Annotated in this window: 12 protein-coding genes; 5 read left to right on the forward strand and 7 right to left on the reverse strand. The window is 35.4% G+C overall.

Features of this window, described 5'->3' with window-relative positions; genetic code table 11:
• Nucleotides 1–20: 20 nt before the first annotated feature.
• The 4 genes from ABIQ28_RS05400 to ABIQ28_RS05415 all read right to left on the reverse strand — a co-directional run bounded on the left by ABIQ28_RS05400 (nt 21) and on the right by ABIQ28_RS05415 (nt 4,069).
• A complete protein-coding gene (locus ABIQ28_RS05400) occupies nt 21–2,534 on the reverse strand; it encodes a TonB-dependent receptor (RefSeq protein WP_348035857.1) in 2,514 nt (837 codons plus the stop codon).
• 4 nt (nt 2,535–2,538) lie between these two features.
• Entirely contained in the window at nt 2,539–2,949 is a 411-nt protein-coding gene (locus ABIQ28_RS05405) for a hypothetical protein (RefSeq protein ID WP_348035858.1), read from the reverse strand.
• Nucleotides 2,950–3,030: 81 nt separating this feature from the next.
• Nucleotides 3,031–3,372 carry an arsenate reductase (glutaredoxin) gene (gene arsC / locus ABIQ28_RS05410; protein ID WP_348035859.1) on the reverse strand — a complete coding sequence of 114 codons (342 nt, stop codon included), beginning with the start codon at nt 3,370–3,372 and terminating at the stop codon, nt 3,031–3,033.
• Between the two features lie 79 nt (nt 3,373–3,451).
• Nucleotides 3,452–4,069 carry an HAD family phosphatase gene (locus ABIQ28_RS05415; protein ID WP_348035860.1) on the reverse strand — a complete coding sequence of 206 codons (618 nt, stop codon included), beginning with the start codon at nt 4,067–4,069 and terminating at the stop codon, nt 3,452–3,454.
• 307 nt (nt 4,070–4,376) lie between these two features.
• On the opposite strand from ABIQ28_RS05415, the gene ABIQ28_RS05420 reads away from it, so the two are divergent.
• Entirely contained in the window at nt 4,377–5,351 is a 975-nt protein-coding gene (locus ABIQ28_RS05420; RefSeq protein ID WP_348035861.1) for a polysaccharide pyruvyl transferase family protein, read from the forward strand.
• 143 nt (nt 5,352–5,494) lie between these two features.
• Here the strand turns inward: ABIQ28_RS05420 and prfB are convergent.
• Nucleotides 5,495–6,605, reverse strand: a protein-coding gene (gene prfB, locus ABIQ28_RS05425) for a peptide chain release factor 2 (RefSeq protein WP_348035862.1) whose coding sequence is annotated in 2 segments (ribosomal slippage) — nt 5,495–6,541 and nt 6,543–6,605 — 1,110 coding nt in all. Because the reading frame shifts where the segments join, the coding sequence is not laid out codon by codon here.
• A gap of 492 nt (nt 6,606–7,097) precedes the next feature.
• Here prfB and ABIQ28_RS05430 point away from each other — a divergent pair.
• Entirely contained in the window at nt 7,098–8,141 is a 1,044-nt protein-coding gene (locus ABIQ28_RS05430) for a glycosyltransferase (RefSeq protein ID WP_348035863.1), read from the forward strand.
• A gap of 83 nt (nt 8,142–8,224) precedes the next feature.
• Here the strand turns inward: ABIQ28_RS05430 and ABIQ28_RS05435 are convergent, their stop codons facing one another.
• Both ABIQ28_RS05435 and ABIQ28_RS05440 read right to left on the reverse strand, forming a co-directional pair.
• Nucleotides 8,225–8,926 (reverse strand): diphthine--ammonia ligase, encoded by a 702-nt coding sequence (locus ABIQ28_RS05435; protein ID WP_348035864.1) that lies wholly within the window; start codon nt 8,924–8,926, stop codon nt 8,225–8,227.
• A 120-nt stretch (nt 8,927–9,046) separates the two neighbouring features.
• Nucleotides 9,047–9,370, reverse strand: coding sequence for a YbaB/EbfC family nucleoid-associated protein (locus ABIQ28_RS05440; protein ID WP_348035865.1), 324 nt, complete (start codon nt 9,368–9,370; stop codon nt 9,047–9,049).
• Between the two features lie 184 nt (nt 9,371–9,554).
• Here ABIQ28_RS05440 and ABIQ28_RS05445 point away from each other — a divergent pair, with 184 nt between their 5' ends.
• The 3 genes from ABIQ28_RS05445 (at nt 9,555) to ABIQ28_RS05455 (ending at nt 14,300) form a co-directional block, all read left to right on the forward strand.
• Nucleotides 9,555–11,615, forward strand: a complete 2,061-nt coding sequence (locus tag ABIQ28_RS05445; RefSeq protein WP_348035866.1) for a S9 family peptidase — start codon at nt 9,555–9,557, stop codon at nt 11,613–11,615.
• Nucleotides 11,616–11,774: 159 nt separating this feature from the next.
• Nucleotides 11,775–12,815, forward strand: coding sequence for a cysteine synthase family protein (locus ABIQ28_RS05450; RefSeq protein ID WP_348035867.1), 1,041 nt, complete (start codon nt 11,775–11,777; stop codon nt 12,813–12,815).
• Nucleotides 12,816–13,040: 225 nt separating this feature from the next.
• Nucleotides 13,041–14,300 (forward strand): aminotransferase class I/II-fold pyridoxal phosphate-dependent enzyme, encoded by a 1,260-nt coding sequence (locus tag ABIQ28_RS05455; RefSeq protein ID WP_348035868.1) that lies wholly within the window; start codon nt 13,041–13,043, stop codon nt 14,298–14,300.
• Nucleotides 14,301–14,319 lie beyond the last annotated feature (19 nt).

The following is a 14,319-nucleotide window of genomic DNA, read 5'->3' on the forward strand; positions in this document are numbered from 1 at the left end:
AAGCATAAGGTAAGAACGGTCTATCCTTCAAAATCAAAATCTTCGCCACCATTTCCGCGATCCATAGAGCGCTGTTGTTTCTTTTGTTGGTTGAAACGGTAGGTAAATGAGAGATTGAAACTTCTTTGTCTCCACTGAAATTCAGAAGAACTGGTATATGCAGAAGTAAATGAATCCATCGATCTTTTTCTGGTATTGAACACATCACTTACGTTAAACGCAATTGAGCCCTGGTCTTTAAAAACATCTTTGCTAAAGGCCAAATCAGTAGAGAACATTCCTTTTGTTTTATTTTGGGCATCTTCACTTGGTCCCATATAGAAAATACGTGTTTGCCAGTCAATTTTACCAGGTAAGGTATATTTGTTATTGAAACGTACAAACCAGCTTAAGTTTTCTGCGCCATAATCTACTTTGTTATATACTCCTGCAGTTTTTGATTGAAACAAGTTAAAGTTACCATTCATGTTCCAATCTCTTGATGGGCGGTAAGTTAAGGTAAACTCAAAACCAAATCTGTCATTAGTTGCCAAGTTGATAGGTGTTCTTCTGATTACAGGATTCACACTTTCATATTGAGACGTAAGATTTTCAAAGTTTGGATCATTTTCATTAATGGTGAAGTTGATGTCTCTAATGTAATAATCGCCTGTAGTTTCACTAATAAAACTGAACACGTCCGTTGCTCTTTCATAATAGATGGAAGAGTTCAAGGTAAACTTATTGATTTTAGTCAAATAACCTAAATCAACTTTGTTGGAGTAGCTTGGATCGATATCAGGATTTCCTACAAATAAACTTGTTGGGCTAGTTCTTGAAGGAAATGGATTGATGAAACGGGAATAGGGTCTTCTGATGCGTCGGTTGTATCCTAATTGAAAACTCTGGTTCTCATTTAATTCATAGCCTAGATTCACTGTTGGGAACAAACCAGCATAATCCTTTTTTTGTACATCATTAGTGGTTTTTTGATCAATGGTAATACGCGCAGATTCCATACGCAAGCCCATTAAATAAGAAAATTTCTTATTGATCTTACTTCCAAATTGCGTGTAAACAGCATTCACATAATCTTTGTAGAGTAAATTATTGCTGACATTTGGATCTACTTCAAAGTTGCCATTTTCAAAAAACAACAAGCTATAATCGGTATCCAATTGATTAAAATTACCACGGTATCCAAATTCAAACTGGCTATTGTCGCCAATAGGACGTACGTAATCAGATTGTAATAAGATTTTATCCTGATTTTGAAGTGTGAAAACACGCTCTACTTCAGTACCATCTTGGGTAATGAATGAGCGATTGTCTTCGTCACTGGTTTCGTATTGAAAATCGAAAGTTAATTTATGCTGACTGTTGTTATCAAATTGCTTGTTAAGGTTAACAGCATATTGGATCGTTTTAGAATTTTGATCTTCTGGATCGAAACGTGAAGAAAGTGATGTCAAATTATTGTTGATATCGTATTCTCTACTGATGTTTGTAGAATTATTATCTCGGTCGCTGTTTCTGTACACCAATGAGGTGGTCAAAGACGTCGAATTATTGATATACCACTCCACGCCAAGGTTGGTCGTAAAGTTGTTGCTTACTCTGTTGGAATTACGTTTTTCAAATAAGAATGTATCAGGTTTATCTTCGATGATATTTCCATTCTCATCACGTCTAATGTTGAAATAATGGGTATCTGTAGAAGATTTTCCTGGCGAATCGCTATAAGAATAACTTGTGGTATTGAAAAAATTGAAATCGCCAGTTCTGTAGTTAATATTCCCAGAAAGACCTGCAGATGTTGGATGTCCAGCATTTGCCGTAATAGCGCCATTTAAACCTTGAAGTTTACTTCTCTTTAAGATGATATTTAGAATTCCACCTGTACCTTGAGCATCATAACGCGCCGATGGCGATGTGATGACTTCAACGCGCTCAATTGATTCAGCTGGTAGTTGACGCAAGGCATCTGTTGAGTTAAGACCAACTAATCCAGAAGGTTTCCCATTGATTAAAATGGTCACGTTATCGTTACCTCTTAAGGACACATTCCCTTCAACATCGACTGAAACAGAAGGTATATTATCTAGTACGTCACTTACAGTTCCACCTCTAACGGTCAAATCAGAACCAACGTTATATATTTTTTTGTCCAACTTAATTTCCACCGTTGTGCGTTCGGCAATAATTGAAACTTCGCCTAAAGCTTGAGCGTCAATCGCAATGGTCAAGACACCTAAATCAGTGTTTTTAAGTAAAGTTTTATTAGGAATTTTTATAGTGCCATATGAGATGTATTCTACAGAAATATCATAGGTACCTCTTGGGACTTTTATATCAAATTTACCTTGTGTATCAGTGATGCCACCTGTGACAATCCTGTTTTCTTTTTTACTGAAAAAAGCGATGGTTGCATATTCAAGAGGCTGATTGACATCTTTGTCCATCACTGTACCTGTAATGCTGACCTCCTCTTGAGCGGAGAGAATGTTTGAAGTAAATAGAAAAAGTAAGGTAAATAAGTAGGGAATTAGTTTCATTAGTTTAGTTGTTTTTCTTTGTTTTTTGTAATTTTTTAATTTCAGCTTTATTGTCGGTTAAATATCTTTGGATGGAATTGATGGTTTCTTCAGTGTAAAGTTCTTCAACATCCGAAAAATGAGTGGCTTTTAATTGTTCCACTAGTGGCTGTTTTTCATATTCTGAAACTTCAGTCATCATGATTTGATTTCGTTTTTTATAGAACTCATCAATTTTCTGTTTGATGATGGCTCCTTTAAAATCATCGACCTTTAATAAATTGATGTAGGTATCCATGCGATCGTAATATTCCTGATATTGTTTTTGGATGTATTTTTCACGTTCTTTTTCCCTAGCCGCATCCGTTTGGGCATATGAAGTACTAACGCTAAAAAAAAGCATCAAAAGAGACATCCTGACTAATTTTGTGACCATAACATGCTGGTTTAGTTAATAAGAATGCGAAAATAGAATTTGGTTTAATGATGTTTGGTTAAAGTTGTGTTAAAGAATCCGCTATAAAACCTCGACGATTTTCTGCGGAGGGCGGCCTATAACGGCTTTGTTACCGTTTATGACGATTGGCCGTTCGATAAGTTGTGGGTGCTTTGCCATGGCGGAAATGATATCATCATCAGAGAGTTCTAAATTCTTGAAATTCTCTTTCCAAATAGACTCATGGGTTCTTACCAATTCAATAGGTTTGATTTTTAAAAGACCAATGATTTCTTTAAGTTCTGCAACACTTAATAATTGGTCCATGTACTTAATGACTTGGAAGTTTGCTTTTTCATTTTCTAAAATTGCTAGTCCCTCTCTAGATTTGCTGCATCTGGGATTATGGTAGATCGATATCATTTTGGGTTTATTTTATAGGAATATCCAAAGTTACACCAATTGAATGCAGTTCACAATTATTTCCATTTAATGCGTAATTTCAGATTGCAATGTCGAAAGATTTTAATTCTGCTTTCAACTGGTCAGGGTTTTGAAAATGTATGGTATTGATGCCTAGTTCTTTGGCCGCGTTGATATTTCGAAGATTATCATCTATAAAAACGGAGTTTTCTGCCTCTATATTAAAGCGATTTAAAGTCAATTCATAAATATCCTTAAATGGTTTACGAGTTTTTTCTTCGCCCGAAACTAATATACCTTCAAACCAATGTAAAAAATCAAAAGTTTCCAAAGCAACAGGAAAGGTTTCATGGCTCCAGTTTGTGAGTGCAACCACTTTAAATTGCTTACTATCGATTAATTTTTTTAGAATGTCAACAGTGCCTTCAATAGCTTCTCCCAGCATTTCTTCCCAGCGTCCATAAAACATTTTAATAAGTTCTTCATGCTCAGGGAAAAGTGCAATACGCTCCTCAGTTGCTTTTGCTAACGGGTAGCCTGCATCTTGGTTTTCATTCCAGTCATGGGTACAAATAGTATCGAAAAACCATTGCATTTTTTCTCTATCGCCTTCAAAAACGTCCAGGTATACATATTCTGGGTTCCAATCGATAAGAACGCCTCCGAGGTCGAAAATTATGGTGTCTATTTTTTTCATTTTTAAATTTATTATTGATCCAGAAGTTTTTGATTCTATTAATTCAATTTGGCCAAAATTCCATTCTTTTTCTGGATTAGCCAAAATTCTTATTTGTTAATTGTAATTGAATGATCAGCCAAATCATAGTAAGTCTGTTAAAAACATAAAGTGTATTTCTCCACGTCAATCAAATGTTCTTCATTTATTACAGAAATGTCTAACTTTCTTATATTTACCCAATGTAGAAGCATGAGCATAGGCGCTAAAACTAATTATCTGAAAAACAGGTCAATCTTTTCAATGGGATTAGAATAAAATAAGAATAATGCTTGAAATATTTGAAAGTAAAATGAATGAAGTGAACTCGGACAAAATTAATATGTTTTGGCATAAAGTTCCTTTTGGGAAAAAAAACTTCGGAGATGTTTTAGGACCTTATATCGTAGAGAATCTTTCGGGTAAAAAACCCATGTACACGCCACTACTGCATACAGGCTTCAATAAACTATTCGTTTTAACCTATCTCAGGGCGATTTATAACAGAAAATTATCTGTTAAGGAAATGTATTATAATATCCAATTTCTATTAGGTAAGAAACAGAACCTTCTTATAACTATCGGTAGTGTAATTGATTGGTATACCAATCCTAATTGTGATATATGGGGTTCAGGTATTATAAAACAAAATTGCCAAATAACCAATGCTAATTTCTACGCAGTTCGCGGAAAACACACTCAACTTCGTCTTAAACAGCTAGGTTATCAAGCTCCAGAAGCCATCGGAGATCCAGCATTATTAATGCCGCTGATATTCACACCTAAGGTAAATAAAAAATACAAATTAGGAATTATTCCACATTTTTTACACTATGAGGAAATCATTGAAAAATTAAATAGCGATGACGTTTTAATTATCAATCTTTTTGATGCTATAGAAAAGGTCATTGAAGATGTATGTTCTTGTGAAAAAATAATTTCAAGTTCCCTTCATGGTATCATCATAGGTCACGCTTACGATGTTCCTTCATTATGGTTTGGGCTTGCTAGTGGTAATATTGGCGGAGATGATATTAAGTTTGCAGATTATTTTTCCAGTGTGGAAATAAGGGAATATGAAAGGTTTAAAATAGATCATAACCGTTATGATGAAAACTATCTTACTATTATAGAATCACTATTCGATGAACATAAAGAACTCACTTTAGTTACTTCTGAAATATTAAAAAAGATACAAGGGGATTTAATTAAATCGGCTCCCTTTACCATAAGGCCTCAGTTTAGAGAAAATGGAGGGGAATAGTTTTAAAAACATGAATGTCGGATAAATCAAATGGATTGATTTATCCGACATTTTATTTTTAGTGATTTTTTAAAGACAGGCAATTTACTGATCGCTTTTCTTAGATTAATAATTTGATCGCTGTTAAATGAACAGGAACTTAATTAAAGTTCATTCGGATTGTCATCCTTTTGTCCCATCATCATGAGGTATGCTTTTAAAAACTCGTCAATATGACCGTTCATCACATCGTCAACATTTCCTGTTTCATATCCGGTCCTGACGTCCTTCACTAATTTATAAGGATGCATCACGTAATTACGGATTTGGCTTCCCCATTCAATTTTCATTTTCCCTGATTCGATATCTTCCCGCTGTGCCAATTGTTTTTGCAGTTCTATTTCATACAATTGAGATCTTAACATTTGCATGGCTCTCGATCTATTATCGTGTTGTGAACGGGTTTCTGAACATGAAATTTGAATGCCAGTAGGTTTATGGACCAATTGCACTTTAGTTTCAACTTTATTGACATTCTGCCCACCTGCGCCACCAGAACGTGACGTGGTAATTTCAATGTCGGCAGGATTGATATCAATTTCGATGGTTTCATCTACAAGTGGATATACATAAACAGAGGCAAAACTTGTATGGCGTTTGGCATTACTGTCAAAAGGGGAGATGCGGACGAGTCTATGCACGCCGTTTTCACCTTTTAACCAACCAAATGCAAATGCGCCTTCAATTTCTAAAGTCACCGTTTTTATACCTGCAACATCACCTTCCTGAAAGTTGAGTTCTTTTACTTTAAATCCACTGTGTTCAGCATACATGAGGTACATGCGCATGAGCATACTCGCCCAATCGCAGGATTCGGTACCACCAGCGCCTGAAGTAATTTGAAGTACGGCACTTAAGTTATCGCCTTCTTCTGAAAGCATGTTCTTAAACTCTAGTTTTTCAATATGCGCGACCGTTTTTTCTAAATGTTCCTCTAATTCTTGGGCAGATATTTCATCCGCTTTATAGAATTCATAGAACACCTTAAGATCTTCAATTAAAGATTTAGCGGTTTCGTAATCGGCAACCCAGTGTTTTTTTTCGCGTAATGATTGCATTACAAGCTCGGCGGCTTTGCTATCATTCCAGAAATTTGGATCGAAGGTTTTTTCCTCTTCGTTACTTATCTCAATAGTTTTGGCATCTATGTCAAAGATACCTCCTCAACGCACCAAGGCGTTCTACAAGGCCTTTAACTTGATCGGATGGAGTCATTTTTAGTTGTTATTTTTGACAAATGTATCACTAAATGGAGGTAGTTTTAAAAAAATATGAGAATAATTTTTTCAAATTTATTTATGTAGATTTATGATCTAATCCTTCATTATGAAAAAACAGTTACTTTATGTTATTTTATTTCTGGATACAAGTCCTTCATTTTCACAAGTATTGAAGGATAAAAAAATAGATACTTACAACGGCTTTTTTAATTTTTATTATGAATAAAAACAGGATAACATCTATGGAAGTCGATAAAATTGATCAAGTCGTAAATTGCGCAACCTAATGTACGAATGATGTGATGAAATGCATAAAAGCTATTTGCAATGTTTAAAATATATGATTTTCCTAATCATTCACGCAGATAATCGAGTTTTGTGAAAAATAGTGAGTTTTAAGGCGTCTTTTAGTTATATTCGACATTTAAAAAGCACTTTAAATCAGAGAATTACTCTAACCACATAAAAGTAAGTATCTAAATAATCGATGAGATTAAGTATTATTATTCCAGTTTATAATGTCGAAAAATACGTTTCTCAATGTCTAGATAGCGTACTTGATCAGGATATTGACGCTAAAGATTACGAGATTATTATAGTTAATGATGGATCAACTGATGGAAGTTTGAGAATCATTCAGAATTATGCCAAAATACATGATCGTATTAAAGTCATCGATAAAAAAAATGGCGGCGTTGGTAGTGCCAGGAATTGTGGTATGGATGTCGCTCAAGGGAAGTATATTTATTTCCTAGATCCTGACGATTATCTCATATCAAATTCATTAAAAGCATTAGTGGATACTAGTGAACGTCATCATTTAGATATTTTAACTTTCCTGTCTGGTTTTTTTTCTAAATCATCTCCAAAAAATCAAACTATAGCTAATAACCTGCCTCTTGATATTTCGGTAGAGCACCCAATTAGCCCTATAACAACTGGGGAAGATTATTTAGAGAACGAATACTATAGAGTAGAAGTGTGGTATTTCTTTATAAATCGAGAATTTTTGAAAAATTCAGAAATAAGATTTATCGAAGGGCGGTGGATGGAAGATGCTATTTTTTCGTTGGAGTTATTTTTAAAGGCAAAAAGGATGACCCATTTAAAATTCGATGCGCACCGACACAGAAAAACCTCAGGTACGGCGATGACCAAGAGGGAACCGACACATTATCTTAACGTTATCAGAGACATTCAAAATGTGGCCATAATTTATGATTCCAAGATAAAAATGTTGGAAAATAAAAATATTAACCCTGGATCCTTAGCGCGAATTAAGGCTAAGCAGGAATCATTCGTGTTTTTTTCCATGATACGCATACTGCAATCAACGATGAGCTTTGAAGAAGTAAAACGACGAATGAGTGACATGAGCTTGATAAATGCTTATCCCATAAATTCATTTTTAGGGAAAGACTATAATAGAATTGATTATAAAATTCTGGTTCCGCTTTTTAATAAAAAATGGCGATTTTATTTTTTCTTCCGACTTGTTAATCCTGTGCTTAAACTCAAATATAAGTTTTAAGAAATTTCACTTCAAATTTTCGAGGAAAGTCTTTTGATAAATTATCATAACGCGTTTGTGCGTTTTAAATATCATAATAACCTCTACAAATTAAACTTAGCACTCCAATAAACGCAAGTCTGTACGGTTCCATCTTCGAGCATGAATTCATAAGAAGTCTCATAAACCTTTGAGATCGAAAAATCGATAGGATGTTTAAATAAAGGACCTTCATAGGCTAAGGTGTGGTATTCGCCCTGTTCCCCACAAACATCAATATCCTTTGGAAATGTGCTTATTAGATTATCGTCTAAGGTTTTACCAATATAGCTTTTATCTAATTTGCCTTCCTGAGTGACAATGATTTTGGTTTTAATGCCAGACTCTAAAAACTCTTTCATGATGTCGTCAGAGGATTTATCCCAAAGGGGCTCGATGACCTCAATCCCCAACGGATTCAATTTGGATTCTCTGTAGGTTTTGAGTCCAGAAGCTGTGAGGTCGCCAAAGATGAAATTGGTCACGTCCAAGGTTTTAAAATGCGTTACAGCTTCAAGCATCTTTTCGTCATAATTTTTTAAATCTTTAGAAAAGTACATGGTATAGAGTGGAATTCCGATGCTCTTAGCTTGTTTGGATAATATTTCTAAAGGAAGGGAATGCATGGAAGATTTGCGAGTTTCTTCATTAAAAGTTGTAAAAAGAGCAACAACTTCAAGGTCTTTATTTTTTAAGGTTTTGTGGAGTGCTAAGGCAGAATCTTTACCGCCACTCCAATTAAAGACTGCTTTTTTTATCTTATTCATAAGTTGATTTTAAGAACTTAATAGAGTGTTTAATAGTTGATTCTAAAAAAATGAACTGCTTTTAGAGCAGTTCAAGTCCTATCGATATAACATGATTATCTGATAATGCAGTTTATTGGATTATTTAAACATGTCCAAGCCAGGAATATTAGGCATGCCATCTTTAGCCACAGCAGCCAATTCAGTTTCGTTTACACCGGTCGCTTTCTCAATAGCCTTATTCAAGGTCGTGATTAAATAATCTTCAAGCATTTCTTTGTCCTGTAGTAATTCGTCATCAATAGCAATTGATTTTATCGTTCTGTTAGCGGTTAATGTGACCTTTAATTTGCCATCACTACTTTGTTCATCAACCAAAACATGGTTCAACCGTTCTTTGGTTTCTTCAACTTTTTTTTGGGTCTCTTTGAGTTTATTCATCATGCCCATCATATCTCCAAACATATTTTCAGTTTTTATATTAGGTAACAAAATTAAGGTTTAGACACGAGTTTCACTAATTTTTGGAAATGGCTATGGGAATAATTTTCAAAGAATAGTGCTCACTTCATTTCTTTTTATTCTATTTTCTCTTCGTTCTCTGTTCTTTTAAAATAGTACTTTTGCAGTCCTTATTAAAAATATTAAAATGACACAAAATATTCAGCCGCCAAAAGTAAAAAAAGTACTTAAAACGTTAAGTGTACATGATGATGAACGTCGCGATGATTATTTTTGGTTAAATGACCGAGAAAATCAGGATGTTATTGATTACCTCAATGCTGAAAACGATTACTTTGACGCCGTCACTTCAAAATATAGAGACTTTGAAAATTCACTTTTTGAGGAAATGAAAGCTCGAATTAAGGAAGATGATGAATCAGTTCCTTATAAATATAATGGCTATTGGTACATTGTTAAATATGAAGTTGGGAAGGATTACCCGATATATTTAAGAAAGAAAGATACCTTGGATAATCCAGATGAGTTGTTGTTTGACTGTAATGTGATGGCTGAAGGGCATGACTATTTTAAATTGGTTGGCTTGAGTGTGAGTCCAGATAATACCATGATTGCATTTGGTCTGGACACTGTTGGACGACGGAATTACACCTTGCAAATAAAGAGTTTAATTACCGATGAGATTTTCTTAGATGCCATTGAAAACACGACAGGTTCCGCAACTTGGGCCAATGACAACAAAACATTATTCTATACCGTAAAGGACGAAAAAACACTGCGGTCTGACAAAGTTTTTAAACACAAATTAGGAAGTTCTTCAAGCAAGGATACATTAGTTTTTCATGAAGAAGACGATACGTTTGGTGTGGCTGTTTACAAATCGAAATCAAAAAAATATTTGATTATTGCCTGTTATAGCACATTGACCAACGAATATTTTACCTTAAATGCCGATACACCTGATGGAGATTTCTCAGTGTTTCAAGAACGTGTTAGAGGATTGGAATATAGTATTTCACATTATGGTGATCAATTTTATATTGTTACCAATGCCGATGGTGCTGTCAACTTTAAGTTAATGAAAACCCCTGAGAATGACACCAAATTTAATCATTGGACAGAGGTCATTCCGCATAGAGATTTGGTTTTATTGGAAGATATTGACATTTTTAAGGACTTTTTGGTGATCAGTGAGCGCACCAATGGTCTGAACCAAATTCGGATCAAACGATGGGATAATACAGAAGATTATTATTTGCCATTTGATAACGAAACCTATACCGCTTACACTTCAACCAATGTCGATTTTGATACGGTAATCCTTCGTTATGGTTACAACTCAATGACAACACCATCTTCCAGTATCGATTTTAATATGGTCACAAAGGAGAAAACCATTCTGAAAGAGCAGGAGGTTTTAGATCCTACCTTTGATAAGGATAATTATACTTCAGAACGAGTTTGGGCCACCGCAGATGACGGGACTAAAGTGCCAATTTCAATGGTGTATAAAAAAGGGATCAAAAAAGATGGTACAAATCCCGTATTGCTTTACGCCTATGGATCTTACGGACATACGATTGATCCTTATTTTTCCAGTCTTCGTTTAAGTTTAATGAATAGAGGTTTTATTTATGCCATTGCCCATGTCAGAGGCGGTGAGTATTTAGGCCGTATGTGGTACGAAGGCGGGAAATTGCTTCAAAAGAAAAACACCTTTACAGATTTTATCGCCTGTTCCAAGTTTCTAATCGCCCAAAACTACACCTCCTCACACCATTTGTATGCTTTAGGTGGAAGTGCCGGCGGCTTATTGATTGGCGCTGTCATTAATGAAGCACCAGAACTTTATAATGGCGTAATTGCGGCAGTTTCTTTTGTAGATGTATTGACTACCATGTTGGATGATTCGATACCATTGACCACAGGAGAATATGACGAATGGGGAAATCCAAACGATAAAACCTATTATGAATACATGAAATCCTATTCACCTTATGATAATGTGAAAAAGCAGGATTACCCACATATCTTAATTACGACAGGCCTGCATGATTCTCAAGTACAGTATTGGGAACCTGCAAAATGGGTGGCTAAGTTACGAGATTATAAAACCGATAACAATAAATTGTTGATGAAAACGAACATGAAAGCCGGCCATGGCGGGGCTTCAGGGCGTTTTGAATCCTTAAAAGAAGATGCGGAAGAATACGCTTTTTTGTTAGACTTAGAGAATATTAATGTCTAATTTAAAAAAATCCCGTACTTTTGCGGGGTTTGAGATTACATTTTCATAAATTGTAATCGTAAATAGGATTTATGAAATCGCGGTGTTCATGGTTTATAATAAGAATTATACTTGATTTTCGCTATCCATAGGTCCTATTGAAAAGAATAAGAAACACGTATGAAAAAAAATATTCAAGTATTTGATAATGTATTGCAACTCATAGGTAATACCCCTCTTATCAAATTGAACAAGATGACAGCTGACTATAATGGTGAGTTTTATGCCAAAGTAGAAGCTTTTAATCCAGGTCACTCCTCTAAAGACCGAATTGCACTGCACATTATTGAAGAAGCCGAAAGACAAGGCATATTGTCACCAGGAGATACGATTATAGAAACAACGTCTGGCAATACAGGCTTTAGCATAGCCATGGTGAGTATCATTAAAGGCTACAAATGTATTCTTGCGGTAAGTTCAAAATCATCGGGAGATAAAATAGACATGCTAAAAGCAATGGGTGCACAGGTTTATGTGTGTCCTGCTCATGTGAGTGCCGATGATCCGAGATCTTATTATGAAGTTGCAAAACGCTTGCATGAAGAAACCAAAGGATCTATCTATATTAATCAATATTTTAATCAGTTAAATATTGATGCACATTATAACAGTACAGGTCCTGAGATTTGGACACAAACTGAAGGTGTAATAACACATTTAGTAGCCTGTAGTGGTACAGGAGGAACAATTTCTGGGACTGCTAAATACTTGAAAGAACAAAATCCAAACATAAAAGTCATAGGTGTTGATGCTTATGGTTCTGTCTTGAAAAAATACCACGAAACCCGTGAGTTTGATAAAGATGAAATATATCCGTATCGCATTGAAGGTTTAGGAAAAAATTTGATTCCTACAGCTACAGATTTTGATTTGATTGATGAGTTCATTAAGGTTACTGACGAAGAAAGCGCCCATACCGCTCGTGAGATATCACGTGAAGAAGGTTTGTTTGTTGGTTATACAAGTGGTGCAGCAATGCAAGCTATAAAACAATTGAATGAAGCCGGAGAATTTAAACCAGGTGATAAGGTGGTAGTCATCTTTCCTGACCATGGATCGCGATACATGAGCAAGGTTTATAGCGACAAATGGATGGAAGAGCAAGGCTTTTTTGACAGTAAAAAGGTCTCTACTTTGGAGACTATCCAATATATTAAATAGTTGAACTACAGCTAGATAATCCTATTGCGTAATTCGGTGTTGTGGGATTTTTTGTGGATGAAAATCTTATAAACAGCGGTTTATAACTAAATTATGCAATGAGTAGATATTTAGTTAATTTTGCACAAATTAATAAAGCTAACTAAAGATGATAGCGCATGGCTCTCAAACTTACATAAAGGTTGATTGAAATGGCGGCGTATGTCCGAAAAACATTAAGATTACATGAAAGACTTATTTGATAGAATTTACAGAGACAAAGGTCCTCTTGGTAAATGGGCTTCACAAGCTGAAGGCTATTTTGTATTTCCTAAATTGGAAGGTCAAATCTCTAACCGCATGAAATTTCGCGGGCAAGATGTTATTACTTGGAGTATCAATGACTATTTAGGATTGGCAAATCATCCTGAAGTCAGAAAAACGGACGCTCAAGCTGCCGCTGATTATGGCTCGGCGTACCCAATGGGCGCGCGAATGATGTCTGGTCATACTGATCTTCACGAAGTCTTACAAAATGAGTTGGCTGAATTCGTAAACAAAGAAGCTGCTTATCTTTTGAATTTTGGTTATCAAGGTATGGTTTCGACCATTGATGCTTTGGTAGGCAAGGACGATATTATCGTTTATGATGTGGATGCGCACGCCTGTATTATTGATGGTGTACGTTTGCATATGGGTAAACGTTTTACCTATAAGCACAATGATGTTGAAAGCTTAGAGAAGAATTTGGAACGTGCTACAAAAATGGCAGAACAGACAGGCGGAGGAATTTTAGTGATTTCTGAAGGTGTGTTTGGAATGCGTGGTGAACAAGGTCGTTTAAAAGAAATCGTTGAACTTAAGAAAAAGTTTAATTTCCGATTTTTAGTAGATGATGCTCACGGTTTTGGAACGCTTGGTAAAACAGGTGCTGGAGCAGGTGAGGAGCAAGGCGTTCAAGACGGTATTGATGTGTACTTCGCAACGTTTGCAAAATCTTTAGCAAGTACAGGAGCATTTATTGCCGCAGATCAAGAAATTATTGATTACCTAAAATATAATTTGCGTTCACAAATGTTTGCGAAGTCGCTACAAATGCAATTAGTAGTTGGCGCTCGTAAACGTTTAGAAATGTTGAAAACGATGCCAGAATTGAAAGCAAAGCTATGGGAAAACACCAATGCTTTACAGTCTGGACTTAAAGAACGCGGTTTCGACATTGGTACCACGCAAAGTTGTGTCACTCCGGTATATTTAAAAGGAAGCATTCCTGAAGCCATGGCTTTAGTAAAGGATTTACGTGAAAACCACGGCATTTTCTGTTCTATTGTAGTCTATCCTGTGATTCCGAAAGGATTAATCTTGTTGAGAATGATTCCAACAGCAACACATGATATCACCGACATCAATGAAACTTTAGAAGCTTTTGAAGTTATCAGAACCCGTTTGGAAAATGGTACTTATAAAAGACTGTCAGCATCAGTTGCTGCGGCTATGGGAGAATAATATCCTCTAAATCCCCGAA

This window comes from Gelidibacter sp., from assembly GCF_039916245.1.
Classification (GTDB): domain Bacteria; phylum Bacteroidota; class Bacteroidia; order Flavobacteriales; family Flavobacteriaceae; genus Gelidibacter.

Bases quoted from the DNA above. Each gene is read 5' to 3' on its own strand.
- ABIQ28_RS05435 (WP_348035864.1), bottom strand. From the start codon at position 8,926: ATGAATAAGATAAAAAAAGCAGTCTTTAATTGGAGTGGCGGTAAAGAT.
- ABIQ28_RS05440 (WP_348035865.1), bottom strand. From the start codon at position 9,370: ATGTTTGGAGATATGATGGGCATGATGAATAAACTCAAAGAGACCCAA.
- ABIQ28_RS05455 (WP_348035868.1), top strand. From the start codon at position 13,041: ATGAAAGACTTATTTGATAGAATTTACAGAGACAAAGGTCCTCTTGGT.
- arsC (WP_348035859.1), bottom strand. From the start codon at position 3,372: ATGATATCGATCTACCATAATCCCAGATGCAGCAAATCTAGAGAGGGA.
- ABIQ28_RS05445 (WP_348035866.1), top strand. From the start codon at position 9,555: ATGACACAAAATATTCAGCCGCCAAAAGTAAAAAAAGTACTTAAAACG.
- ABIQ28_RS05450 (WP_348035867.1), top strand. From the start codon at position 11,775: ATGAAAAAAAATATTCAAGTATTTGATAATGTATTGCAACTCATAGGT.
- ABIQ28_RS05420 (WP_348035861.1), top strand. From the start codon at position 4,377: ATGCTTGAAATATTTGAAAGTAAAATGAATGAAGTGAACTCGGACAAA.
- ABIQ28_RS05400 (WP_348035857.1), bottom strand. From the start codon at position 2,534: ATGAAACTAATTCCCTACTTATTTACCTTACTTTTTCTATTTACTTCA.
- ABIQ28_RS05415 (WP_348035860.1), bottom strand. From the start codon at position 4,069: ATGAAAAAAATAGACACCATAATTTTCGACCTCGGAGGCGTTCTTATC.
- ABIQ28_RS05405 (WP_348035858.1), bottom strand. From the start codon at position 2,949: ATGGTCACAAAATTAGTCAGGATGTCTCTTTTGATGCTTTTTTTTAGC.
- ABIQ28_RS05430 (WP_348035863.1), top strand. From the start codon at position 7,098: ATGAGATTAAGTATTATTATTCCAGTTTATAATGTCGAAAAATACGTT.